The sequence below is a fragment of the Nocardia sp. NPDC005746 genome (assembly GCF_040630785.1).
Lineage (GTDB): Bacteria > Actinomycetota > Actinomycetes > Mycobacteriales > Mycobacteriaceae > Nocardia.
In genome coordinates, this window is the sequence record NZ_JBEXYE010000002.1 from 56,724 (window position 1) to 75,012 (window position 18,289).

Annotated in this window: 17 protein-coding genes; 10 read left to right on the forward strand and 7 right to left on the reverse strand. The window is 70.9% G+C overall.

The features are described from left to right. Nucleotides 1-74 precede the first annotated feature (74 nt). Nucleotides 75-659, forward strand: a complete 585-nt coding sequence (locus ABZ412_RS04080; protein WP_357276095.1) for a TetR/AcrR family transcriptional regulator — start codon at nucleotides 75-77, stop codon at nucleotides 657-659. 88 nt (nucleotides 660-747) lie between these two features. Continuing rightward, nucleotides 748-1,446: a glyoxalase gene (locus ABZ412_RS04085; protein WP_357276097.1), complete on the forward strand. Its 699-nt coding sequence runs from the start codon at nucleotides 748-750 to the stop codon at nucleotides 1,444-1,446. Here the strand turns inward: ABZ412_RS04085 and ABZ412_RS04090 are convergent, their stop codons facing one another. Next, nucleotides 1,447-2,103, reverse strand: coding sequence for a TetR/AcrR family transcriptional regulator (locus ABZ412_RS04090; RefSeq protein ID WP_357276099.1), 657 nt, complete (start codon nucleotides 2,101-2,103; stop codon nucleotides 1,447-1,449). Between the two features lie 168 nt (nucleotides 2,104-2,271). On the opposite strand from ABZ412_RS04090, the gene ABZ412_RS04095 reads away from it, so the two are divergent. Beyond that, nucleotides 2,272-4,008 (forward strand): amidohydrolase, encoded by a 1,737-nt coding sequence (locus tag ABZ412_RS04095; protein ID WP_357276101.1) that lies wholly within the window; start codon nucleotides 2,272-2,274, stop codon nucleotides 4,006-4,008. A 4-nt stretch (nucleotides 4,009-4,012) separates the two neighbouring features. Here ABZ412_RS04095 and map read toward each other — a convergent pair whose 3' ends face one another. Further along, nucleotides 4,013-4,780 carry a type I methionyl aminopeptidase gene (gene map / locus ABZ412_RS04100; protein WP_357276104.1) on the reverse strand — a complete coding sequence of 256 codons (768 nt, stop codon included), beginning with the start codon at nucleotides 4,778-4,780 and terminating at the stop codon, nucleotides 4,013-4,015. A gap of 79 nt (nucleotides 4,781-4,859) precedes the next feature. Between map and ABZ412_RS04105 the strand changes: the two genes are divergently transcribed. Next, nucleotides 4,860-5,129 (forward strand): helix-turn-helix transcriptional regulator, encoded by a 270-nt coding sequence (locus tag ABZ412_RS04105; protein ID WP_357276106.1) that lies wholly within the window; start codon nucleotides 4,860-4,862, stop codon nucleotides 5,127-5,129. A gap of 29 nt (nucleotides 5,130-5,158) precedes the next feature. Here the strand turns inward: ABZ412_RS04105 and ABZ412_RS04110 are convergent, their stop codons facing one another. The 4 genes from ABZ412_RS04110 to ABZ412_RS04125 form a co-directional block, all read right to left on the reverse strand. Further along, on the reverse strand, nucleotides 5,159-6,154 hold the full coding sequence (locus ABZ412_RS04110) for a trypsin-like peptidase domain-containing protein (RefSeq protein ID WP_357276108.1): 996 nt from the start codon (nucleotides 6,152-6,154) through the stop codon (nucleotides 5,159-5,161). 93 nt (nucleotides 6,155-6,247) lie between these two features. After that, the gene (locus tag ABZ412_RS04115) at nucleotides 6,248-6,844 is read right to left on the reverse strand and encodes a dihydrofolate reductase (protein ID WP_357276111.1); all 597 of its coding nucleotides are present in this window, start codon (nucleotides 6,842-6,844) and stop codon (nucleotides 6,248-6,250) included. A gap of 130 nt (nucleotides 6,845-6,974) precedes the next feature. Then, nucleotides 6,975-8,372 (reverse strand): TldD/PmbA family protein, encoded by a 1,398-nt coding sequence (locus ABZ412_RS04120; protein ID WP_357277115.1) that lies wholly within the window; start codon nucleotides 8,370-8,372, stop codon nucleotides 6,975-6,977. A gap of 21 nt (nucleotides 8,373-8,393) precedes the next feature. Beyond that, a complete protein-coding gene (locus ABZ412_RS04125; RefSeq protein WP_357277117.1) occupies nucleotides 8,394-9,929 on the reverse strand; it encodes a TldD/PmbA family protein in 1,536 nt (511 codons plus the stop codon). A 178-nt stretch (nucleotides 9,930-10,107) separates the two neighbouring features. On the opposite strand from ABZ412_RS04125, the gene ABZ412_RS04130 reads away from it, so the two are divergent. Next, nucleotides 10,108-10,839, forward strand: a complete 732-nt coding sequence (locus ABZ412_RS04130) for a TetR family transcriptional regulator (RefSeq protein WP_357276113.1) — start codon at nucleotides 10,108-10,110, stop codon at nucleotides 10,837-10,839. A 6-nt stretch (nucleotides 10,840-10,845) separates the two neighbouring features. On the opposite strand, the gene ABZ412_RS04135 is transcribed toward ABZ412_RS04130, so the two are convergent. Next, on the reverse strand, nucleotides 10,846-11,613 hold the full coding sequence (locus tag ABZ412_RS04135) for a TSUP family transporter (protein ID WP_357276116.1): 768 nt from the start codon (nucleotides 11,611-11,613) through the stop codon (nucleotides 10,846-10,848). A gap of 88 nt (nucleotides 11,614-11,701) precedes the next feature. On the opposite strand from ABZ412_RS04135, the gene ABZ412_RS04140 reads away from it, so the two are divergent. From ABZ412_RS04140 to lnt, 5 genes are all read left to right on the forward strand, one after another. Next, nucleotides 11,702-12,925, forward strand: a complete 1,224-nt coding sequence (locus ABZ412_RS04140; RefSeq protein WP_357276119.1) for a sensor histidine kinase — start codon at nucleotides 11,702-11,704, stop codon at nucleotides 12,923-12,925. A 78-nt stretch (nucleotides 12,926-13,003) separates the two neighbouring features. After that, complete coding sequence (locus ABZ412_RS04145; protein ID WP_357276121.1) at nucleotides 13,004-13,666, forward strand: response regulator transcription factor; 663 nt, start codon at nucleotides 13,004-13,006, stop codon at nucleotides 13,664-13,666. 82 nt (nucleotides 13,667-13,748) lie between these two features. After that, nucleotides 13,749-14,243 carry an FxsA family protein gene (locus ABZ412_RS04150; protein WP_357276123.1) on the forward strand — a complete coding sequence of 165 codons (495 nt, stop codon included), beginning with the start codon at nucleotides 13,749-13,751 and terminating at the stop codon, nucleotides 14,241-14,243. A gap of 146 nt (nucleotides 14,244-14,389) precedes the next feature. Next, nucleotides 14,390-15,985, forward strand: coding sequence for an amidohydrolase (locus tag ABZ412_RS04155; protein WP_357276126.1), 1,596 nt, complete (start codon nucleotides 14,390-14,392; stop codon nucleotides 15,983-15,985). A 322-nt stretch (nucleotides 15,986-16,307) separates the two neighbouring features. Further along, nucleotides 16,308-17,939: an apolipoprotein N-acyltransferase gene (gene lnt, locus ABZ412_RS04160; protein WP_357277119.1), complete on the forward strand. Its 1,632-nt coding sequence runs from the start codon at nucleotides 16,308-16,310 to the stop codon at nucleotides 17,937-17,939. The last annotated feature ends 350 nt before the right edge of the window (nucleotides 17,940-18,289 follow it).

Here is an 18,289-nt window from a genome sequence, read left to right on the forward strand (position 1 = left end):
ATGCAACGCTACGTTGCGTTGCAATCAAAGCAGGGATCGGTTCACAACGCAACGTTGTGTTGTATTTTGGTGGGGTGACGACACCGGAACGGCGAACCGCGGGCGCGCCGCGGCAGGCGGCCGCGATCTTCGCCGCGGCCCTGGAACTGCTGGCGGACAAGGGATATGACGGCCTCACCATGGAGGCGGTGGCCGCGCGATCCGGGGTGAACAAGACGACGCTGTACCGGTGGTGGCCCGCCAAGGACGCGCTGCTGGCCGCGGCGCTCACCGACTCCGACCTGCTGAGCTTCCCGATGCCGGACACCGGCAGCCTGCGCGGCGATCTGCTGGGGCTGGCGCGGGCCATCGCCGGACTGCTCACCGACCCCGCGACCGCGCCCGTGGCGACCGCGGTACTGGCCGCGGCGCCCGCGCGGCCGCAGCTCGCGGCGGTCGGGGCCGCGTTCTTCGCCGAACGGCTCGGCCGCGAGCAACCGGTGTTCGAACGAGCCGTCGCACGCGGCGAACTCGACCCCGGCTGTGATCCCGCGGCCATCATGGATCTGCTGGCCGGGGCCATCTGGTTCCGGCTGCTCCTGCGCGGCCGGCCGCTGACACCCGAATATCTCTCCGGTGCGGTCGATCTCGTGGTGGACGGGTTGCCCGGGGCGGGCTGAGGTGGGCGCGAGGCCGGGTCATAGGCGCGTACCCGCCCCGATCCGTACGTTGGGTTCCGACGACCCGAACGGCACGAGGAGGCGCACGGTGGCGGCAGTTTCGGTACCGATGCTCTGGGGCGGCGAGCTACCCGAGACCCTGGATTTCTACCGGACACTGGGATACACCGTCACCTACGAGATGACCCGGCCCTATACCTACGGAATCGTCGAACGCGATGGCTTCCAGCTGCATTTCGGGCCCACACCGCAGGATCTGTCCGCGGAGGGAGCCCATATCGGCTGTCTGGTGCTCGTGGACGAGGTCGAGCCCTGGCACGCGGAATTCAAGGCCGCGCTGCGTGCCCGCTACGGCAAGGTGCCCGGTCGGGGCGCCCCGCGCATCACCCGATTCCGCACCGGGCAGACCCGGTTCACGGTCGTGGATCCGGTCGGCAATACCGTCATCTACATCCAGCGCGACGAACCCGATCCCGAATACGGCGGCTCGAAACAGCTCGAGGGCCTGGCCCGGGTGCTCGACAACGCACGCATCTTCCGTGATTCGAAGAACGACGACGCCACCGCGGTCCGCGTACTCGAGACCGGGCTGCGTCGTCACGCCGCCACCGCCCCGCTGGTCGACCGGGCCCGGGCGCTGGCGATGCTCGCCGAAATCGCCACGGTCGCAGGCGAAGCCGCGCGGGTGGCCGAATTACGGGCCGAGATCGAGGGATTGGGACTCTGCGACGCCGATCGTGCGGCGATGGCGGGAGACCTGGACGCCATCGCCGCCGCCGGGGAGTGATCAGGCGGGGCGGGCACCGACTATCCGCAGGGCCACGGCCGCGTAGTCGGCGCCGATCTCGTCGGGGGTACGGCGGTAGTCGCCGTGGTACCAGCGGGAGGTGTCCACGCACAGCGACATGAGCGCCAAGGTGGCGGCGTGGGTGTCGGCGACATCGAACACGCCCTCGCCGACCCCGCGGGCGACGAGGTCGCGGACCAGGCGGTGAATGGCGAGCTGGAGGTCGGTGACCTCGGCGCGGTGCTCGGGGGTGAGGTCGGTGAGATGGTGCAGGACCACCCGGACCGAGGCGGCGTGCTCGGCGTGCCAGACCGTCAGGTCGCGCACCACGGCGGCGAGCCGCTCGGCCACGGTGCCCGCACCCCCGGCCGCGGTGGTGGCGACCTGTTCGGTCAGCCGCATCGACGACAGCGAGATGCGGTAGAGGACTTCCTCTTTGGAGCCGAAATGCACGTACAACCCGGCCGGGCTCAGACCCGCGCGGGCGGCGATGTCGCGGGTCGTGGTGGCGTGGAAGCCGCGTTCGGCGAAGGCGTCGATGGCGGCCAGGAAGATGCGGCGCTGGCCCTCGGGGAAGCGGCGCTGGGTGAGCTCCTGCTGCGCGACCGCGACCGTGCCACGGGCGGCGTCACGCGCCGCGTCGTCGTCGATACCCATCGAATGAGTATCTCCCAGCGAGTGTTTCACCCGCTCACCGGCCGGGGAACCCCGGTGTGATCTCGCGGCGCCGACACACGCGCCGGGAGCTTGACTCATCGCGGGGGGCGGCGACCGTAACTTGGTTGTCGGAGCCACCTCGTGGGTGGACGACCAGGGAAGGGACGCATGGCGATGAGCAGGCGGAGTTTCGTGGTGGGTAGCGCCGTGGCGGCGTCGGCCTCGGTCGCGGCGTGCGGGACCCACGACTCGGGATCGGGTGCGTTGGCGGATGTCATCTTCTCCGGTGGGCCGATCGTCACCGTGGCCGGCGGGGCGCCCGAGGCCGAGGCGCTGGCCGTCACCGGCGGGCGGATCAGTGCGGTGGGCGCCGAATCCGAGGTGATGGCTCACCGGGGACCCGCGACGACGATGGTCGATCTGCGGGGGCGGGCGCTGTTGCCCGCGTTCGTGGAACCGCACAGCCATCCCTCGCAGATCGCCGCCGCCCTCGCCCCGCCCGCGGTCGACGTGCGGCCGTTCACCGTGCCGACCGGGGACGGCGTGAGCGCGAAGCTGGCCGAGGCGGTGCGGAACGCGCAGCCGGGGGAGTCGATCCTGTTGTACGGGATCGATGTGCTGTTGCAGACCGGCCTGGTGCTGCCGACCGTGCGGAGTCTCGATGCCGCCGCGCCCGCGAATCCGGTTGTGGTGGTGGCCAACAGCGGGCATGCCGCATACGGCAATACCGCGGCGCTGGTACGGGCCGGGATCACTCGCGACACCCCGAATCCGCCGGGGGCGGAGTACGTCCGCGGGCCCGACGGCGAACTGACCGGCGAGGTGCGGGAGGCGGCCGCGATCCTGACACTGACCGAGCCGTTGCAGGCATCGGTCAGCGGCGGGATGCCCGACCGATTGCGCTGGGCCTACGGACAATTGGCGGCCGCCGGATACGCCACCGCCAGCGAGCACACCGGCAGCGCCGACTCCGGGACGCTGTACACCGCGATGGCCGCGGACCCGGCCTGCCCGATCCGGATTCGCTCCTACACCATGGGAACCCCGGAACTGGCCACCAATGCCGCCCACGTGCCCGGCCCGGCCGTCGGCGGGGACGCCCTGTTCGGAGTCATCGGCATGAAACTGTGGGCGGACGGATCGCCCTGGCAGGGCAGTATCTTCACCACGTTCCCGTATCTCACGAACGAGGCCACCGCCCGCATGGGTCTCGAGCCGCACCACCACGGCGGCATGAACTACACCCCCGAACAGATCACCGACCTGTCGGCCGCGTTCGTCGGGCAGGGCTGGCAGCCCGCCTGCCACGTGCACGGCGACGCGGCCGTGGATGTCGTGCTCGACGCCTACGAAAAGGCCCTCGTCGGGAAGAGCGGCGAGCTGCGGCCGCGGCTCGAGCACTGTGGGGCGATGCGGCCCGACCAGTTCGCTCGCGCCGCCGAGCTCGGGGTGACGGTGAGCTTCTTCATCGAGCACGTCTACTACTGGGGTGACGTGCTGCTGGACGAACTGTTCGGTCCCGAACACGGCGCGCACTGGATGTCGGCGAAATCGGCGCTGGACGCGGGGCTGCGGATCTCGTTCCACAATGACGGCACCGTCACCCCGCCCGACCCCATCGGCAATATCGCCACCGCCGTCACCCGCACCGCGCGCGGCAGCGGGCGCGTCCTGGCCGCCGAGCAGTGCCTGAGCGTCGACGCCGCGATCAAGGCGCAGACCCTCGACGCGGCCTGGCAGCTGCACCTCGACACCGAGATCGGCAGCCTGGAACCGGGCAAGTACGCGGATCTGGTGGTGCTGTCGGGCAATCCGCGCGCCGTGCCGCCGGAGTCGTTGCGCGCCTTGACGGTCGAGGCCACCTACCTCATGGGCCGCCAGACCTTCGGCGAACCGCTCGCCTGACCCGTCACCCGACGCGGGTCAGCACCTGCGGGCCCGCCTCGGTGATGGCGATGGTGTGCTCGGAGTGGGCGGTGCGCGAACCGTCGGCCGAGCGCAGGGTCCAGCCGTCGGGGTCGGTGACGATGCGGTCGGTGCCGCGCGCGAACCACGGCTCGATCGCCAGGGTCATGCCCGGGCGCAGCCGGAAACCGCGCCCGGCGCGCCCGGCATTGGGGACGTGCGGGTCCTCGTGCATGGTGCGGCCCAGGCCGTGCCCGCCGTACTCGGTGTTGATCGGGTAGCCGTGGTCGCGGGCCACGGCGGCGATGGCCGCGGACAGGTCGCCGATGCTGTTGCCGGGCTCGGCGACCGCGATGGCCGCGTCCAGTGCCGCTTCGGTGGCGCGGATCAGCCGTTCGTCCTCGGGATCGGGGCTGCCCACGATGACCGTGACCGCGGAGTCGGCGACCCAGCCGTCGATGCTCACCGCCAGATCCATGCTCAGCACGTCGCCGTCGCGCAGCGTGTAGTCGAACGGGAGCCCGTGCAGCACGGCATCGTTCACCGACAGGCAGATGGTGTTGCGGAACGGTCCGCGACCGAAACTCGGGGAGTAGTCCCAGTAGCAGGAGATCGCGCCGCGCTCCCGGATGCGTTCGCGGACCACGGCCTCCAGCTCCAGCAGGTTGACCCCGATCCGGGCCCGCTCCCGCAGTTCGGCGAGCACGCCGGCCACGAACTGCCCGGTCACGCGCATGCTGTCGATCTCGGCGGGGCTCTTGAGTTCCACCATGACTACCTCCATCAATCGGTATTTTAATACCGACCATAGCGGCTTGCGGTATTTAAATACCAACCGTAGGGTGGCCGGTATGGTTCGACTGCCCCTCACGCCCGCCCAGCTCGAAGCCGGACGCCGCCTGGGCGCGGCCCTGCGCACCGCCCGCGACGGCCGCGATCCGGTGGAAGTGGCCGCGAGCGCCGGCATCTCGCCGGAGACGCTGCGCAAGATCGAATCGGGGCGCCTGCCCACGCCCGCGTTCGGGACCGTGGTGGCGTTGAGCCGCACCCTGGACATTCCCCTCGACGAGCTGGCCGAGATCTGGCATCCCGGCGACGCGGAGCAGCGCTCGGCCTCGTAACCGATTGCCGGGGGCCGTGACCGGCCGGTTCAGTCGCCGGTCAGCTCGACCGGCACCGCGAGCACATCCACCATCGCGCCATTGCGCAGCACCGTCACCGGCAGCGTGCGCCCGATGGCGTCGGCGAACAACTGTCGCTGGATGCCCTGCGCGTCGCGGATCTCGGTGCGCGCGATGCTGAGCACCAGGTCCCCGCGCCGCAGCCCGGCCTGTTCGGCGGGCCCGCCGCGCACCACCTCCACGATCCGCAGTCCCGCGTCCTGCCCGGTGCGGGCGGCGACCGCGGTCGGCAGGGGAGCGGGCACCCCGACCACGCCCAGATAGGCGCGCCGGACCCGGCCCTCGGTGAGCAGCGTGCTGATGATGCGGCGGGTGGTGACATTGATCGGAATCGCCAGACCCAGCCCGATCCCGGCGACCGCGGTATTGATCCCCACCACCCGGCCCGCCGAATCCGCCAGCGCGCCACCGGAATTGCCGGGATTGAGGGCGGCATCGGTCTGGATCACGTCCTCGACGACGCGCGCGGTGCGCCGGTTGCCGACCGGCACCGAGCGGCCCAGCGCGCTCACCACGCCCGCGGTCACCGACCCGGCCAGCCCCAGCGGAGAACCGACCGCCACCACCAGCTGCCCGACCACCAGGCTGTCGGCGTCCCCGAGCCGCACCGCGTCGGGCGCGCCGCCGCGGGCGCGCAGGACCGCCAGATCCGAGAGCGGATCCACCCCCACCACGTCGAAGGCCGATTCGAGGCCGTCGGCGAACACCACGGTCCCCTTGCTCGCCTCGCCGACCACGTGCGCGTTGGTGAGCAGGAATCCGTCGGCGGTGAACACCACCGCCGATCCGCCGCCGTGCCGGGTCTGCACGCTGGCCACGTGCGGGGTCACCGAGGCGGCGACCGCGATCACGGTGCGCGAGTAGGCGTCCAGGGCCGCGGGGTCCGGATCGCCGAAACCCGGCGGCGGCGCGGGGTCGGGGTTCTCGTCCCACGGCGAGAGTTCGTCGTCCACGACGACCACCATCCGATTACGTGATTACAGTGCGTAATCCCAGGATGCGCGCGTCCACGGCGCCGCGACAACCGGTTCGCCGACAGCGCAAACCGGCGACGCGGTTCAGCGCAGGCGGTACTTCAGGTGGGTGACACGGGAGCCGGGCACGATCTCCGGATCGTCCAGCAGCACCGGCGCATTCGCCAGCTCACCCAGCAGCGGCACCCCGCTGCCCAGCAGCACCGGCACCAGATCGACCCAGACCTCGTCGAGCAGGCCCTCGTCGAGGCACTGCCGGGCCACGTCACCGCCGCTGACACCGACCATCCGGTCCCCGGCGATGCCGCGCGCCACGTCGATGGCCTCCTTCACCCCGCCGGTCACGAAGGTGAACGGCGCGTCGGGGTGCTCGGCGATCCACTGCTCGGGCACGGTGTGGGTGACCACCACGATCGGCTTGTCCGCCGGATGCACCCCGCCCCAGCCGTCGGTCAGCGTGAACAGCCGCTTGCCGACCACATAGACCCCGACCCCGTCGAGCCAGGCTCGCAGGTATTCGGCGTCGGAGGCGGTCAGCGTGAACGGGATCTCGGGGTGGGTGCCGGCGATCGGCACGTCGCCACTCTGGTACCAGGCGAACAGGTGCTCGAAACCGGTTTCGCCGGGGCCCGCGATGAATCCGTCGAGGGACATGCTCGCGCCGGTGACTACCTTGCTCATGGCCGTACTCCTTCAGCAGGGGAACGAATCGGCGTGTTTCGCCGTCTCTGCCTGGAAGTCGGCGCCGCCTCCCGGAAATCATCGTTGTCGCGCGGCGAACTTTTCTGGGAAACGGACCGGTCCGACCGAATCAGGTCGCCTGGCTCACCGAGGACATGTGGAAATCGGGAATCCGCAACGGCGGCATGGCCGTCCGGGTGAACCAGTCCTTCCACTCGCGCGGCAGGGTGATCTCGGTGCGGCCAGCCTCCGACACGCGCCGCAGCAGGTCCAGCGGGCTCTCGTTGAAGCGGAAATTGTTGACCGCGCCGCTCACCTCGCCGTTCTCGACCAGGTAGACGCCGTCGCGGGTGAGGCCGGTGAGCAGCAGCGTGGCCGGATCGACCTCGCGGATGTACCACAGGCAGGTCAGCAGCAGGCCGCGCTCGGTGCGCGCGATCATGTCGGTCAGGGTGGCGTCGCCGCCGCCGGTCAGGAGCAGGTTCTCGCCGGGCAGCGTGACGGGGGCGTCGAATTCGGCGGCGGTGGCCCGCGGATACACCAGCGACTCGATCACGCCCTCGCGCACCCAGTCGGTGCGCTGCGCGGTCAGGCCGTTGTCGAACACCGACAGCGACTCCGACGACGACGGCGTCGCCACGAACGGCCGGTACTGCAGACCCGCCGCGCTCGGATCCGAGGACAGGGTCAGCGGAATCCCGGTGAGCCGCTCCCCGATTCGGGTGCCGCCCGCCCGCGAGAAGGCCGTGTGGCCCTCGTGCGCGCCGCGGCCCTCCATGGACCAGGCCATGTAGATCATCAGATCCGCGACCGCGGACGGCGGCAGCAGCGTCTCGTAGCGGCCCGCGGGCAGCTCGACGCGCCGCGTGGACCAGTCCAGCCGCCGCGACAGCTCCGCCAGCAGACCGGGGGTGTCGACATCGGCGAAATCGGTGGTGCCCGTGCCGACCCACGCGCTGGCCAGCTCCGCGCCCGCACCGCGCTTGCCGTTGATCTCCACCGAACCCGTCGGCTGCACCCAGCGCCGCCGCAACCCGGTGGAGGTGCCCAGCCAGGTGGAGTGCATCTGGTGGTGCGCGAAACCGTACAGGCGGTCGGAACCGTCGAAACCGGCGGCGAGATCGCGTGCCAGCGTGGTGAACACGCCGATGTCGGTGGTGGCCGGATCACCGTCCCAGTCCAGCAGCCGGTCCAGGGTGTCGGCGTCGACGGCGCCGGGATCCAGCAGCGGCATGGCGTCGCGCGCCGGCTCGGCGTCGCGGGCGGCTCGCTCGCTGGCCCGCACCACGGCTTCGATCTCGGCCGGATCCACGCTCGTGGAACTCACGCTGCCGACCCGCGCGACGGCCGGGCCCTCCCGGAACACCGAGACCACCGCCCAGTCGCGCGCCACCGAGGAACCGTTGGTGGTCATGGAGTTTCCGGCCCAGCGCAGCGACGCCTCGTGCGCGTCGGTGACGATCACCATGGCCTCGTCGGCGCGCGAGGCCCGCAGCGCGCGTTCGACGACCTCGGGGGCGGGGAGCACACTCACCGTGTCGGTCCTTTCCTACTGTCCGGCTTCGGCGCGGGTATTGAGAATATTGATGCCGCGCACCAGCACCGACGGGCAGCCGTGCGAGACCGCCGCCACCTGACCGGGTTGCGCCTTACCGCAGTTGAACGCCCCGCCCAGCACCCAGGTCGAGGGCCCGCCGACGGCCTCCATCGCGCCCCAGAAGTCGGTGGTGGTGGCCTGGTAGGCGACATCGCGCACCTGCCCGGCCAGCTCACCGTGACGAATCCGGAAGAAGCGCTGACCGGTGAACTGGAAGTTGTAGCGCTGCATGTCGATCGACCACGACTTGTCGCCGACGATGTAGAGACCGTTCTCCACCCGGGAGATGAGCTCGGCGGTGCTGGTGTCGCGCTCCGGGTCGGGTTGCAGCGACACATTGGCCATGCGCTGGATCGGCACGTGGTGCGCGGAATCGGCGTAGGAGCAGCCGTTGGAGCGTTCCAGGCCCAGCTTGGGCGCGAACACCCGGTCGAGCTGGTAGCCGACCAGCACCCCGTCGCGCACCAGATCCCAGCGCTGCCCGGCCACGCCCTCGTCGTCCCAGCCGACGGTGGCCAGGCCGTGCTCCTGGGTGCGGTCACCGGTGACGTGCATGATCGGCGTGCCGTAGCGCAGCGTGCCGAGCTGGTCGGGGGTGGCGAACGAAGTTCCCGCGTAGGCGGATTCATAGCCGATGGCGCGGTCGTACTCGGTGGCGTGGCCGATGGACTCGTGGATGGTGAGCCACAGATTGCTCGGATCGATGACCAGATCGGTGGGGCCCGCCTCGACGGTGGGGGCCTTCACCTTCTCCGCCAGCCACTCCGGCATCCGCGCGAGTTCGCCCGCCCAATCCCAGTTTCCGTCCGCGCCGGTCACGTACTCCCAGCCGCGCCCGGCCGGAGCGGCCAGGGTGCGCATGGTCTCGAACACGCCCGCCGCCGGATCGACGGTGATGGCCTCGAACTGCGGGTGCAGGCGCACCCGCTGCTGGGTGATGCGCGAGCCGAAGGTGTCGGCGTAGAAGGTCTGCTCCTTGACCTGCAGCACCGCCGCCGTCACGTGATCCACGCCGTCGGCGGAACTCAGCCGCCCCGAATAGTCCAGCAGCAGCGCCACTTTCTCCGGTGTCGGCACCTCGAAGGGGTCGACGTCGTAGGCGGAGACGTACTCGGCGTCGTCGTAGCGTGGCTCCGGAGCCAGTTCCACGCGTTCGCGATTGAGCGCGCGCAAGGTCCGCGCCACCGTCACCGCGCGCTGCGCCACCTGGGCGGCGGTTTCGGTGGTGAGGTCGGCGTGTGAGGCGAAACCCCAGGTGCCGTCGACGATCACGCGCACTGCGAACCCGAGATCGGTACTGTCGGACACCGATTCGACGCGGCCGTCGCGCAATCTGATGGACTGCTGCACGAGTCGATGGACCCGCAGGTCCGCGTACTCGGCCCCGGCCGCGCGGGCCGCGCTCAACGCGGCGTCGGCGAGCGCGGACAGCGGCAGCGCGCGGAACTGGCCGTCGATGACCTTGGTAGCGATGCTCACCCGCACCACGCTAGAGGGCGACACGCCGGGGGTTCAAGAAACCACGCAGCCCGAACGAAATTCATCCCGCGCAAATCTGCATACGCTGCAACGATGCGCGAAGTGTGAAGGAGCACACCGGGAAACGGCACGCTCAACGGCCTGACATTCCGCGGATTGCCGATCGGATGCCGTACTGTCTGCCCGCGTGCCGCCATCCGCACTCCGCGATCGCAAACGGGAACGTACCCGCCGAGCCCTGCTCGAAGCCGCCGTAGAACAATTCGAGAGCCGAGGATACGAGGCGGCCACCGTCGCCGACATCGCGGCCGCCGCCGAAGTCGGCACCCGGACGTTCTTCAACTACTTCGCCAGCAAAGAGGAACTATTGTTCCCCGAGCCGGACGAACGCGTACAGGCCGCCGTGCGCGCCATCGCCACCCGCCGCCCCGGTGAACGACCCGTCGAGGTGCTGCTGCGCGCGCTGCGCGCCGCCGGTGACAATCCCGGCGACCACCTGGGCGACGACCTCGCCGCGCGCATCGCCGTACTCCGCGCCCAGGTATCACGCACCGTGCCCGCCGTGTCGGGCCGGGCCGCCTACGCCCAGCTCGCGTCGCAGCAGGAGATCGCGCGCCAGCTGCGCGCCGCGTTCCCCGAGGAACTCGACGACGTCGGCGCGGCCGCCCTGGTCGGCGCGGTCGTCGGCGCCGTATCCGGGGCGCTGACCGTGCTGTTCCAACGGCCCGGCCTCGAGGACGGCGAAGCGCTGCAACGCAAGATCCAGGAGACCACCTCGAAGGTGCTGGCGCCGTGGCTGTCCCAGCCCGCGCCGGAGCTGCCCGCCGACCACCAACCGGTGATCGCCGACGTTCCACTACGCCCGGAACCCGAAGCCTTTCGCCCCCTGAGCTCGGCACACCGGCTGGCCCGCGTCTGAACCCGGTCAGCCGAACTGCTGCCAGCCCAGGCGGATCACCATGGCGGTGACCACCACCAGCAGGACGACCCGGACGAAACCGGCGCCCTTGGCCAGGGCCATGCGGGACCCGGCGATCGAACCGGCCACATTCGCCACCGCCATGGACAGCCCCAGCGCCCACAGCACGTGACCCGTGCTCGCCAGGAACAGCAGCGAACCCAGGTTGGATCCGCAGTTGATCACCTTCGCCATGGCCGCGGCCCGCACGAACTCGGTGCCGAGCAGGGTGGCGAAGGTGATGATCAGGAACGTGCCCGTCCCCGGCCCGAGAACGCCGTCGTAGAGGCCGATCAGACCCGCGGCCAGCGCCACCACCAGGATGGTCTTGCGGCGGGTCGGGGGATGGGTGGCCATCGTGACCCCGATCGAGGGGCGCAGCGTCACGAACACCGCCACCCCGATCAGCACCACCATGACGATCGGAATGAAGTACCGGCGGTCGATGAGGGCCACCGCCGCCGAACCGCACGCGGCCGCCCCCGCCGCGATGATGGCGCCCGGGATCAGCACCTTCCAGCGCATCGGCACCTTGCGGGCGAAGGTGAACACCGCGGCGCTGGTGCCGGAGAACGCGGCGATCTTGTTGGTGCCCAGGGCCGTTTGCGGCGCCAGGCCGGGCAGCACCACGAACAGGGTCGGCAACACGATCAGCCCGCCGCCGCCGACCACGGCGTCGACCCAGCCGGCCGCTGTCGCCGCGGTCAACAGGATCGCCCAGTCCGCAATGCTCACTCCGCGACCCAACCAGACGCCGCCACCGCGATTCAAACCGCCGGGTCTGGCAGCGAGTTGTCAGCGAACCGGCCCGTAGGGTGGACGGGTGCGCCGATTCAGTCTCTGGCTGCGCGGAAAACCGCTGATCACCGATTCGGCGGTCGCGCTGCTGTTGTTCGTCATCGATGTGCTCGCCCTGAGCAACAGCCAGTACAAACCCACCTACCTCGTGCTCAGCGTGCTGCTGCCGCTGCCGATCGTGTTCCGCCGCACCCACACCCGCGCCGCCGCGGCCGCCATGGTCGTGCTGTCCATGACCGCGTCGCTGGTGCACTGGAGCGTCAGCGACCACGCCGTGCACCCGGCGCTGCTGGGCCTGGGCATCATGCTCTACACCCTCGTCGCCTACGTCGGCCGCCGCCAAGGACTCGTCTACCTGGTGATCCTGCTCGTCGACGGGATCGTCGCCGCGGCCGCCATCGGCACACCGCAGGGCACCGACATCCTGTTCAACGCCCTCTACTACGCGCTGTGCTGGACCCTGGCCGAATTCGTCGGCGCCCGCCACGCCTACGACGCCGAGGTCGCCGCCCGCCTGGCCGTCGCAGACTACGACCGCGAACGCCGCGCCCACGACGCCGTCGCCGCCGAACGCACCCGCATCGCCCGCGAACTGCACGACGTGGTCGCGCACGCGGTCAGCGTCATCATCGTGCAGGCCGACGGCGCCCGCTACGCCCTGCGCCACGACCCCGACACCGCCGAGCAAGCGCTCACCACCATCGCCGGCACCGGCCGCGAAGCCCTGCGCGAACTGCGCCGCACCGTCGAGCTGCTGCGCACCGAGCATGCGCCCGAACAACTTCCGCAACACGGCACCGCGGGCATCGCCAAGCTCGCCGACATGATGCGCAGCGCCGGACTGGACGTGTCCCTCGAACTGCGCGGCGAACTCGACACCGTCACCCCCGAGGTCAGCCTCGGCATCCACCGCATCGTGCAGGAATCGCTCACCAACACCCTGCGCCACGCCGGACCCGACCCGCACGCCGAAGTCCGCGTCACCCGCCGCGACACCGACGTGCTGCTCGAGATCACCGACACCGGCGGCGCCCCGCTCACCGCGCCCCCCGACAGCGGCTGCCCCGCCGGATCCGCCACCGCCCTGCCCGTGCTCGCCACCCGCATCCCCGGCAGCGGACTGGGACTGGTCGGCATGCGCGAACGCATCGCCGTCCTGGGCGGCACCCTCACCACGGGCCGGAATCCGCACGGCGGCTGGACCGTCCGCGCCACCATCCCGCTCGACCGCGACGACGTGCAGGACTGAACCGCCCCACCTGCACCGACCGTGACGGGCCGCCGCCCGGCTACCCGCCCGCATCCCGGCGCCGGATAGGTTGGGGGCGTGCCGATCACCGTGCTCGTCGTCGATGACCAGGAACTCATGCGCGCCGGATTGCGAATGGTGCTCGGCGCGCACCCCGACATCGACGTGGTCGGGGAGGCCGACAACGGCGCCACCGCCATCGCCCGCGCCACCGAACTCGTCCCCGACGTCGTCCTCATGGATGTCCGCATGCCCGTCACCGACGGCGTCACCGCCACCGCCCGCATCATCGAATCCGGCTGCGGCAGCCGCGTTCTCGTCATGACCACCTTCGATCTCGACGAACACGCCCTCGGCGCGCTGCGCGCGGGAGCCAGCGGCTTCCTGCTCAAGGACACCCCGCCCGAAGACCTCATCTCCGCCATCCGCAGCGTCGCCGCCGGCGACGCCGTCGTCTCCCCGAAGGTCACCAAACGCCTGCTCGACCGCCTCATCGCCGAGGACCCGGCCGCCGGGCGCGACCCCGGCGTCCTCAACGTCCTCACCGCCCGCGAACGCGAGGTCCTCGAACACATCGCCGCGGGCCGCTCCAACGCCGAGATCGCGGGCGCCCTCTACCTCTCCGAGGCCACCGTCAAAACCCACGTCGGCCGCGTCCTCACCAAACTCGGCCTCCGCGACCGGGTCCAGGCCGTCGTCCTGGCCTACGAGACCGGCCTGGTCCGGCCCGGCGGCGCCTGACCGGTGTGACCGGGACCGCACCCGGGAGAAAATTCGGGGCCTCGCGCGTTGTCACGGGTAGACCGATCGAAAGGATCGCCTGATGCCCGCCCTGTTGTTCCTCGCCTGGTTCGCCGCCGAGATCGCCACCCTGATCGGGGTCGGCCACCTCATCGGCGTCTTCCCCACGATCCTGCTGCTGCTGGCCGGATCGGCCGTGGGTCTGGTGCTCGTGCGCTCGCAGGGCCGCCGCGTGTTCGAGGGATTCCGCCGCGCCGCACGCGGTGAACTCGAACCCAGCACCGCCGTCGCCGACGGCGCGCTGGTCGGCGTGGGCGCGGTCCTGATGTTCGTGCCCGGCCTGCTCACCACCGCGCTCGGCCTGCTGGCCCTGCTGCCGTTCACCCGATTCCTGCTCCGCCCGATCGTGGCCGCCTTCGCGGCGCGCCGACTGAACCGGGTCGCCACCGCCGTCCGACCCTACGGGTACCGCAATGTCGTGATCGATCCCGACGGCGAGGTCATCGACGCGACCGTGGTCACCGAGTACTACGACGACGGTCAGGGCAACGGATACAAGATGATCGATCCCCGCTGAGCGGGAACCCACACCTCGATCCCTACCGCCCGCGGGGCCGATCACCAGCACGGTGATCGGCCCCGCGGCCTTGCGGCAGGGGTCCTGGTCACAGTCGGCGAGTGCGATTGCCGGGACCGGCGGGCCGTGCGGCAGACTGGGCAGTCGTGAGTACCCAGTTGCTGGTCGGCGGCCGTATCTACAGTTCGAGCAATCCCGACGCGACGGCCATGGCCGTCACCGACGGGACCGTGGTGTGGGTCGGGCTGGACAAGCCGGGGCGGGCGCTGCATCCGGACGCGGAGATCATCGACCTCGACGGGGCGTTCGTCGCGCCGGGATTCGTCGACCCGCACGTGCACGTCACCGCACTCGGGTTGAAGCTGACGGGACTCGATCTGGCGCAAGCCGGTTCACTGCGGGAATGCCTGGAACTGGTGCGGGACTTCGCCTCCGGCCACCCCGACGGCGTGATCCTCGGCGAGGGCTGGGACGAGACCCGCTGGGCCGAGGGCCGGACTCCGACCCGCGAGGAACTCGACGCGGCCGCGCCGGGACGACAGGTGTATCTGGCTCGCGTGGACGCGCATTCGGCCGTCGCCTCGACCCCGCTGCTCGACGCCGTCGACGGAATCACCGAGGCCGACGGGTTCACCCGCGGCGAGCCGCTGCGCGGGGACGCCCACCACCGGGTGCGCGGGGCCGCGCTCGGCGCGCTGAGCCGGGCACAGCGCGACGCGGCCCGGCAGGCGGCGTTGGACTCGGCCGCCGCCAACGGGGTTGTGGCCGTGCACGAATGCGCGGGACCCGAGATCTCCGGCGCCGACGACGTGCGCGAACTCCTCGACTTCACCCACGGCGTCGAGGTCCGCGCCTACTGGGGACAGGCCGTCCGCACCGCCGACGAAGCCCGCACCCTGGTCGAGGAACTCGGCGTGCACGCCCTCGGCGGCGACCTGTTCGTCGACGGGGCCATCGGCTCGCACACCGCCTGGCTGCGCGACCCCTACACCGACCGCGACAGCACCGGCACCGCCTACCTCGACGCCGAAGCCATTGCGGCCCACGTGCTCGCCTGCACCGAAGCCGGCATCCAGACCGGCTTCCACGTCATCGGCGACGCCGCCATGGACGCCGTCGTCACCGGATTCGCACGGGCCGTGGACGCCCTCGGCGGACCGGCCGTCGCCTCGCGCGGGCACCGGCTCGAACACGCCGAGATGATGACGGCCGACCAGATCGGCAAACTCGCCGCCTGGGGTGTGATCGCCAGCGTCCAACCGGGATTCGACGCCGCCTGGGGCGGCCCCGACGGCATGTACGCCACCCGCCTCGGCGCCGACCGGGCCGCCACCCTGAACCCGTTCGCCGCCATGGCCGCCGCGGGCATCTCCCTCGCCATCGGCTCCGACGCCCCGGTCACCGCGCTGAACCCGTGGGAAGCGCTGCGCGCCGCGGTCAACCACCGCACCCCCGGCCACCAGATCTCCCCGCGCGCCGCCTTCGCCGCCGCCACCCGGGGCGCCTGGCGCGCGGGCGGCGTCCGCGACGGCGTCGCCGGAACCCTGGTCCCCGGCGCACCCGCCTCCTACGCGATCTGGGACTCGCGCGAACTGGTCGTCGCGGCCGCCGCCGACACCGTCCAGCGCTGGTCCACCGACCCCCGCTCCCGCGTCCCCGGCCTGCCGCCGCTCACCTTGGCCGCCACCCTGCCGCAATGCCTGCGCACCGTGCACCGCGGGGTCACCATCCATGAAGCCTGACACCGATCCCGAAAGGAACCTCCGGGCATCGGCTTCCGCCGCCGATGCGGGTGGTGCGTCCGAAACCGGCTCGCGCCCGGACGGTTCGGACGACGTGACGGGTGGCGCGGACCAGGGGCCCGGGGCCCGCGCCGCGAATCCGGAACAGGTCGCCGCGACCACCGACGGGGGTTCAGCAGCCGCAGAGGGTTCGGCGGCCGCTCGTTCGGCTGACGCAGCGGCCGCCGGTGCCGGTTCGGTTCTCGGATCGGCTGCGGTTGAGGGTGGTTCGGCCAGTGGCGCGGTGCCGCCGAGGTTCGGGATCGGTAGGTCGCTCGCCGCGATCGCGGCGGTCGCAGAGCGCTGGCCCAGGGCGGCACGCCTGCTCGCGGCCGTCGTGGCCGGGCTGCTGCTCTACGCGAGCTTCCCGCCGCGGACCCTGTGGTTCCTCGCGCCGGTCGGGATCGCGATCCTGACGCTGGCGGTGCGTGGAACCGGCCGGGCGCGTGCGGGATTCGGGTATGGATATGTGGCGGGGCTCGCGTTCTTCCTGCCGCTGTTGCCGTGGACCGGGATCTATGTCGGTCCCGCGCCGTGGCTCGCCCTGTCGGCGGTATGCGCCGTCTACGTCGGGCTTTTCGGGCTGCTGACCCGGTGGGTGGCGACCCTGCCGGGGTGGCCGCTGTGGGTGGCGACGGTGTGGTCGCTCACCGAATGGGGACGCGCCAGTTTCCCGTTCGGCGGGTTTCCCTGGGGGAAGCTGGCTTTCGGGCAGGCCGACGGCTGGTACCTGCCGTTCGCGATGGTCGGCGGCGCGCCGCTGGTGAGTTTCGCGGTGGCGCTCACCGGCACCGGACTCGCCGCGCTCGCCGCGGGATTGCCGGGCCGCCTCACCGCCCGTGCCGGCGATAGCGGAGGAGTGGCCGGGGCCACATCGGATTCTCCCAGATGGGGAGCATCGCATCTCACATCGTGGAACCGGATTATTGCTGCGGCAATGCTTGTGGCTATAGTTCCCCTGGCCGGAGTGATCCTCCGGACCGCGCTGCCCGGCCCGGAGGACGGCAACCGGCCGATCACGGTCGCCGCCATCCAGGGCAGCGTGCCGCGCCTGGGCCTGGACTTCAATGCCCAGCGCCGCGCGGTTCTCGACAATCACGTCAAGCGCACCGAGGAACTCGCCCGCGACATCGCGGCCGGGAAGGCCCCGCAGCCCGACGTGGTGATCTGGCCGGAGAACTCCTCCGATATCGATCCGCTGCGCAACGCCGATGCGGCGCAGGAGATCTCGCAGGCGTCGGTCGCGGTGAAGGCCCCCATCCTGGTGGGCGCGGTGCTCGTGAACTCCGATCGCACCACCACCAACTCGGTCATCGTGTGGAACGGCGACGCGGGCCCGGCCGAGCGGCACGACAAGAAGATCATCCAGCCCTTCGGCGAGTATCTGCCCTACCGGGAGTTCTTCCGCCACTTCTCCGAATACGCCGACCGCGCGGGCTATTTCGTGCCCGGCCACGGTGACGGCGTGGTGCACGTGCGGCCGGCGGGCGGCGGCGCCCCGGTCGCCATCGGCGTGGCCACCTGTTACGAGGTCGCCTTCGACCGCGCCTTCGAGCAGTCGGTGCGCGCTGGCGCGCAGCTGCTCTCCGTGCCGTCCAACAACGCCACCTTCGGCCGCAGTGAGATGACCTATCAGCAGCTGGCCATGTCGCGGGTGCGCGCGGTCGAGCACGGCCGCGCGGTGGTGGTGTCGGTGACCACCGGCGTCAGCGCCATGATCACCGCCGATGGCGTGATCCGGCAGCAGACGCCGCAGTTCGAGCCGGCGGCGCTGGTCGCGACGTTGCCGCTGCGGAACAATACGACACTCGCGTCCCGTTTGGGCCCCACGCCCGAGACTGTTGTGTGTATTCTGGCCGCGGCCGCTACAGCGGCCGCGCTGTTCCGGAGGCGTTATCGCACCCCGCGCGGGTGAAATCTGAATCGGTCATAACCAACCGGACGGCCGGAGAATTCATCCGGCGTGGTACCGCGGGCACGTGTGTGAGGGCCGTTCCCGTACTCGGCGACTGAGATTCGCCAGTTTGTTGCCAGGGCTTGTGGAGTTCCCCGATAGGTCCGAACCAAAACCGTTCCAATATGTGAGTTGGGCGCATATTGTGAGGTTGCTGTTCGGTAACTGAACTACAGCCGCGTTCCGCCAACGCTGTTCGTTGCGGCAACTCGAGATCACCACCGATCCACTCGGCGGGATGCTCCGAATCATAGGACGTGGATCACGTCCTACGGCTCGCGCATGCGCGCGCACGCCGGGCATCCAGGACC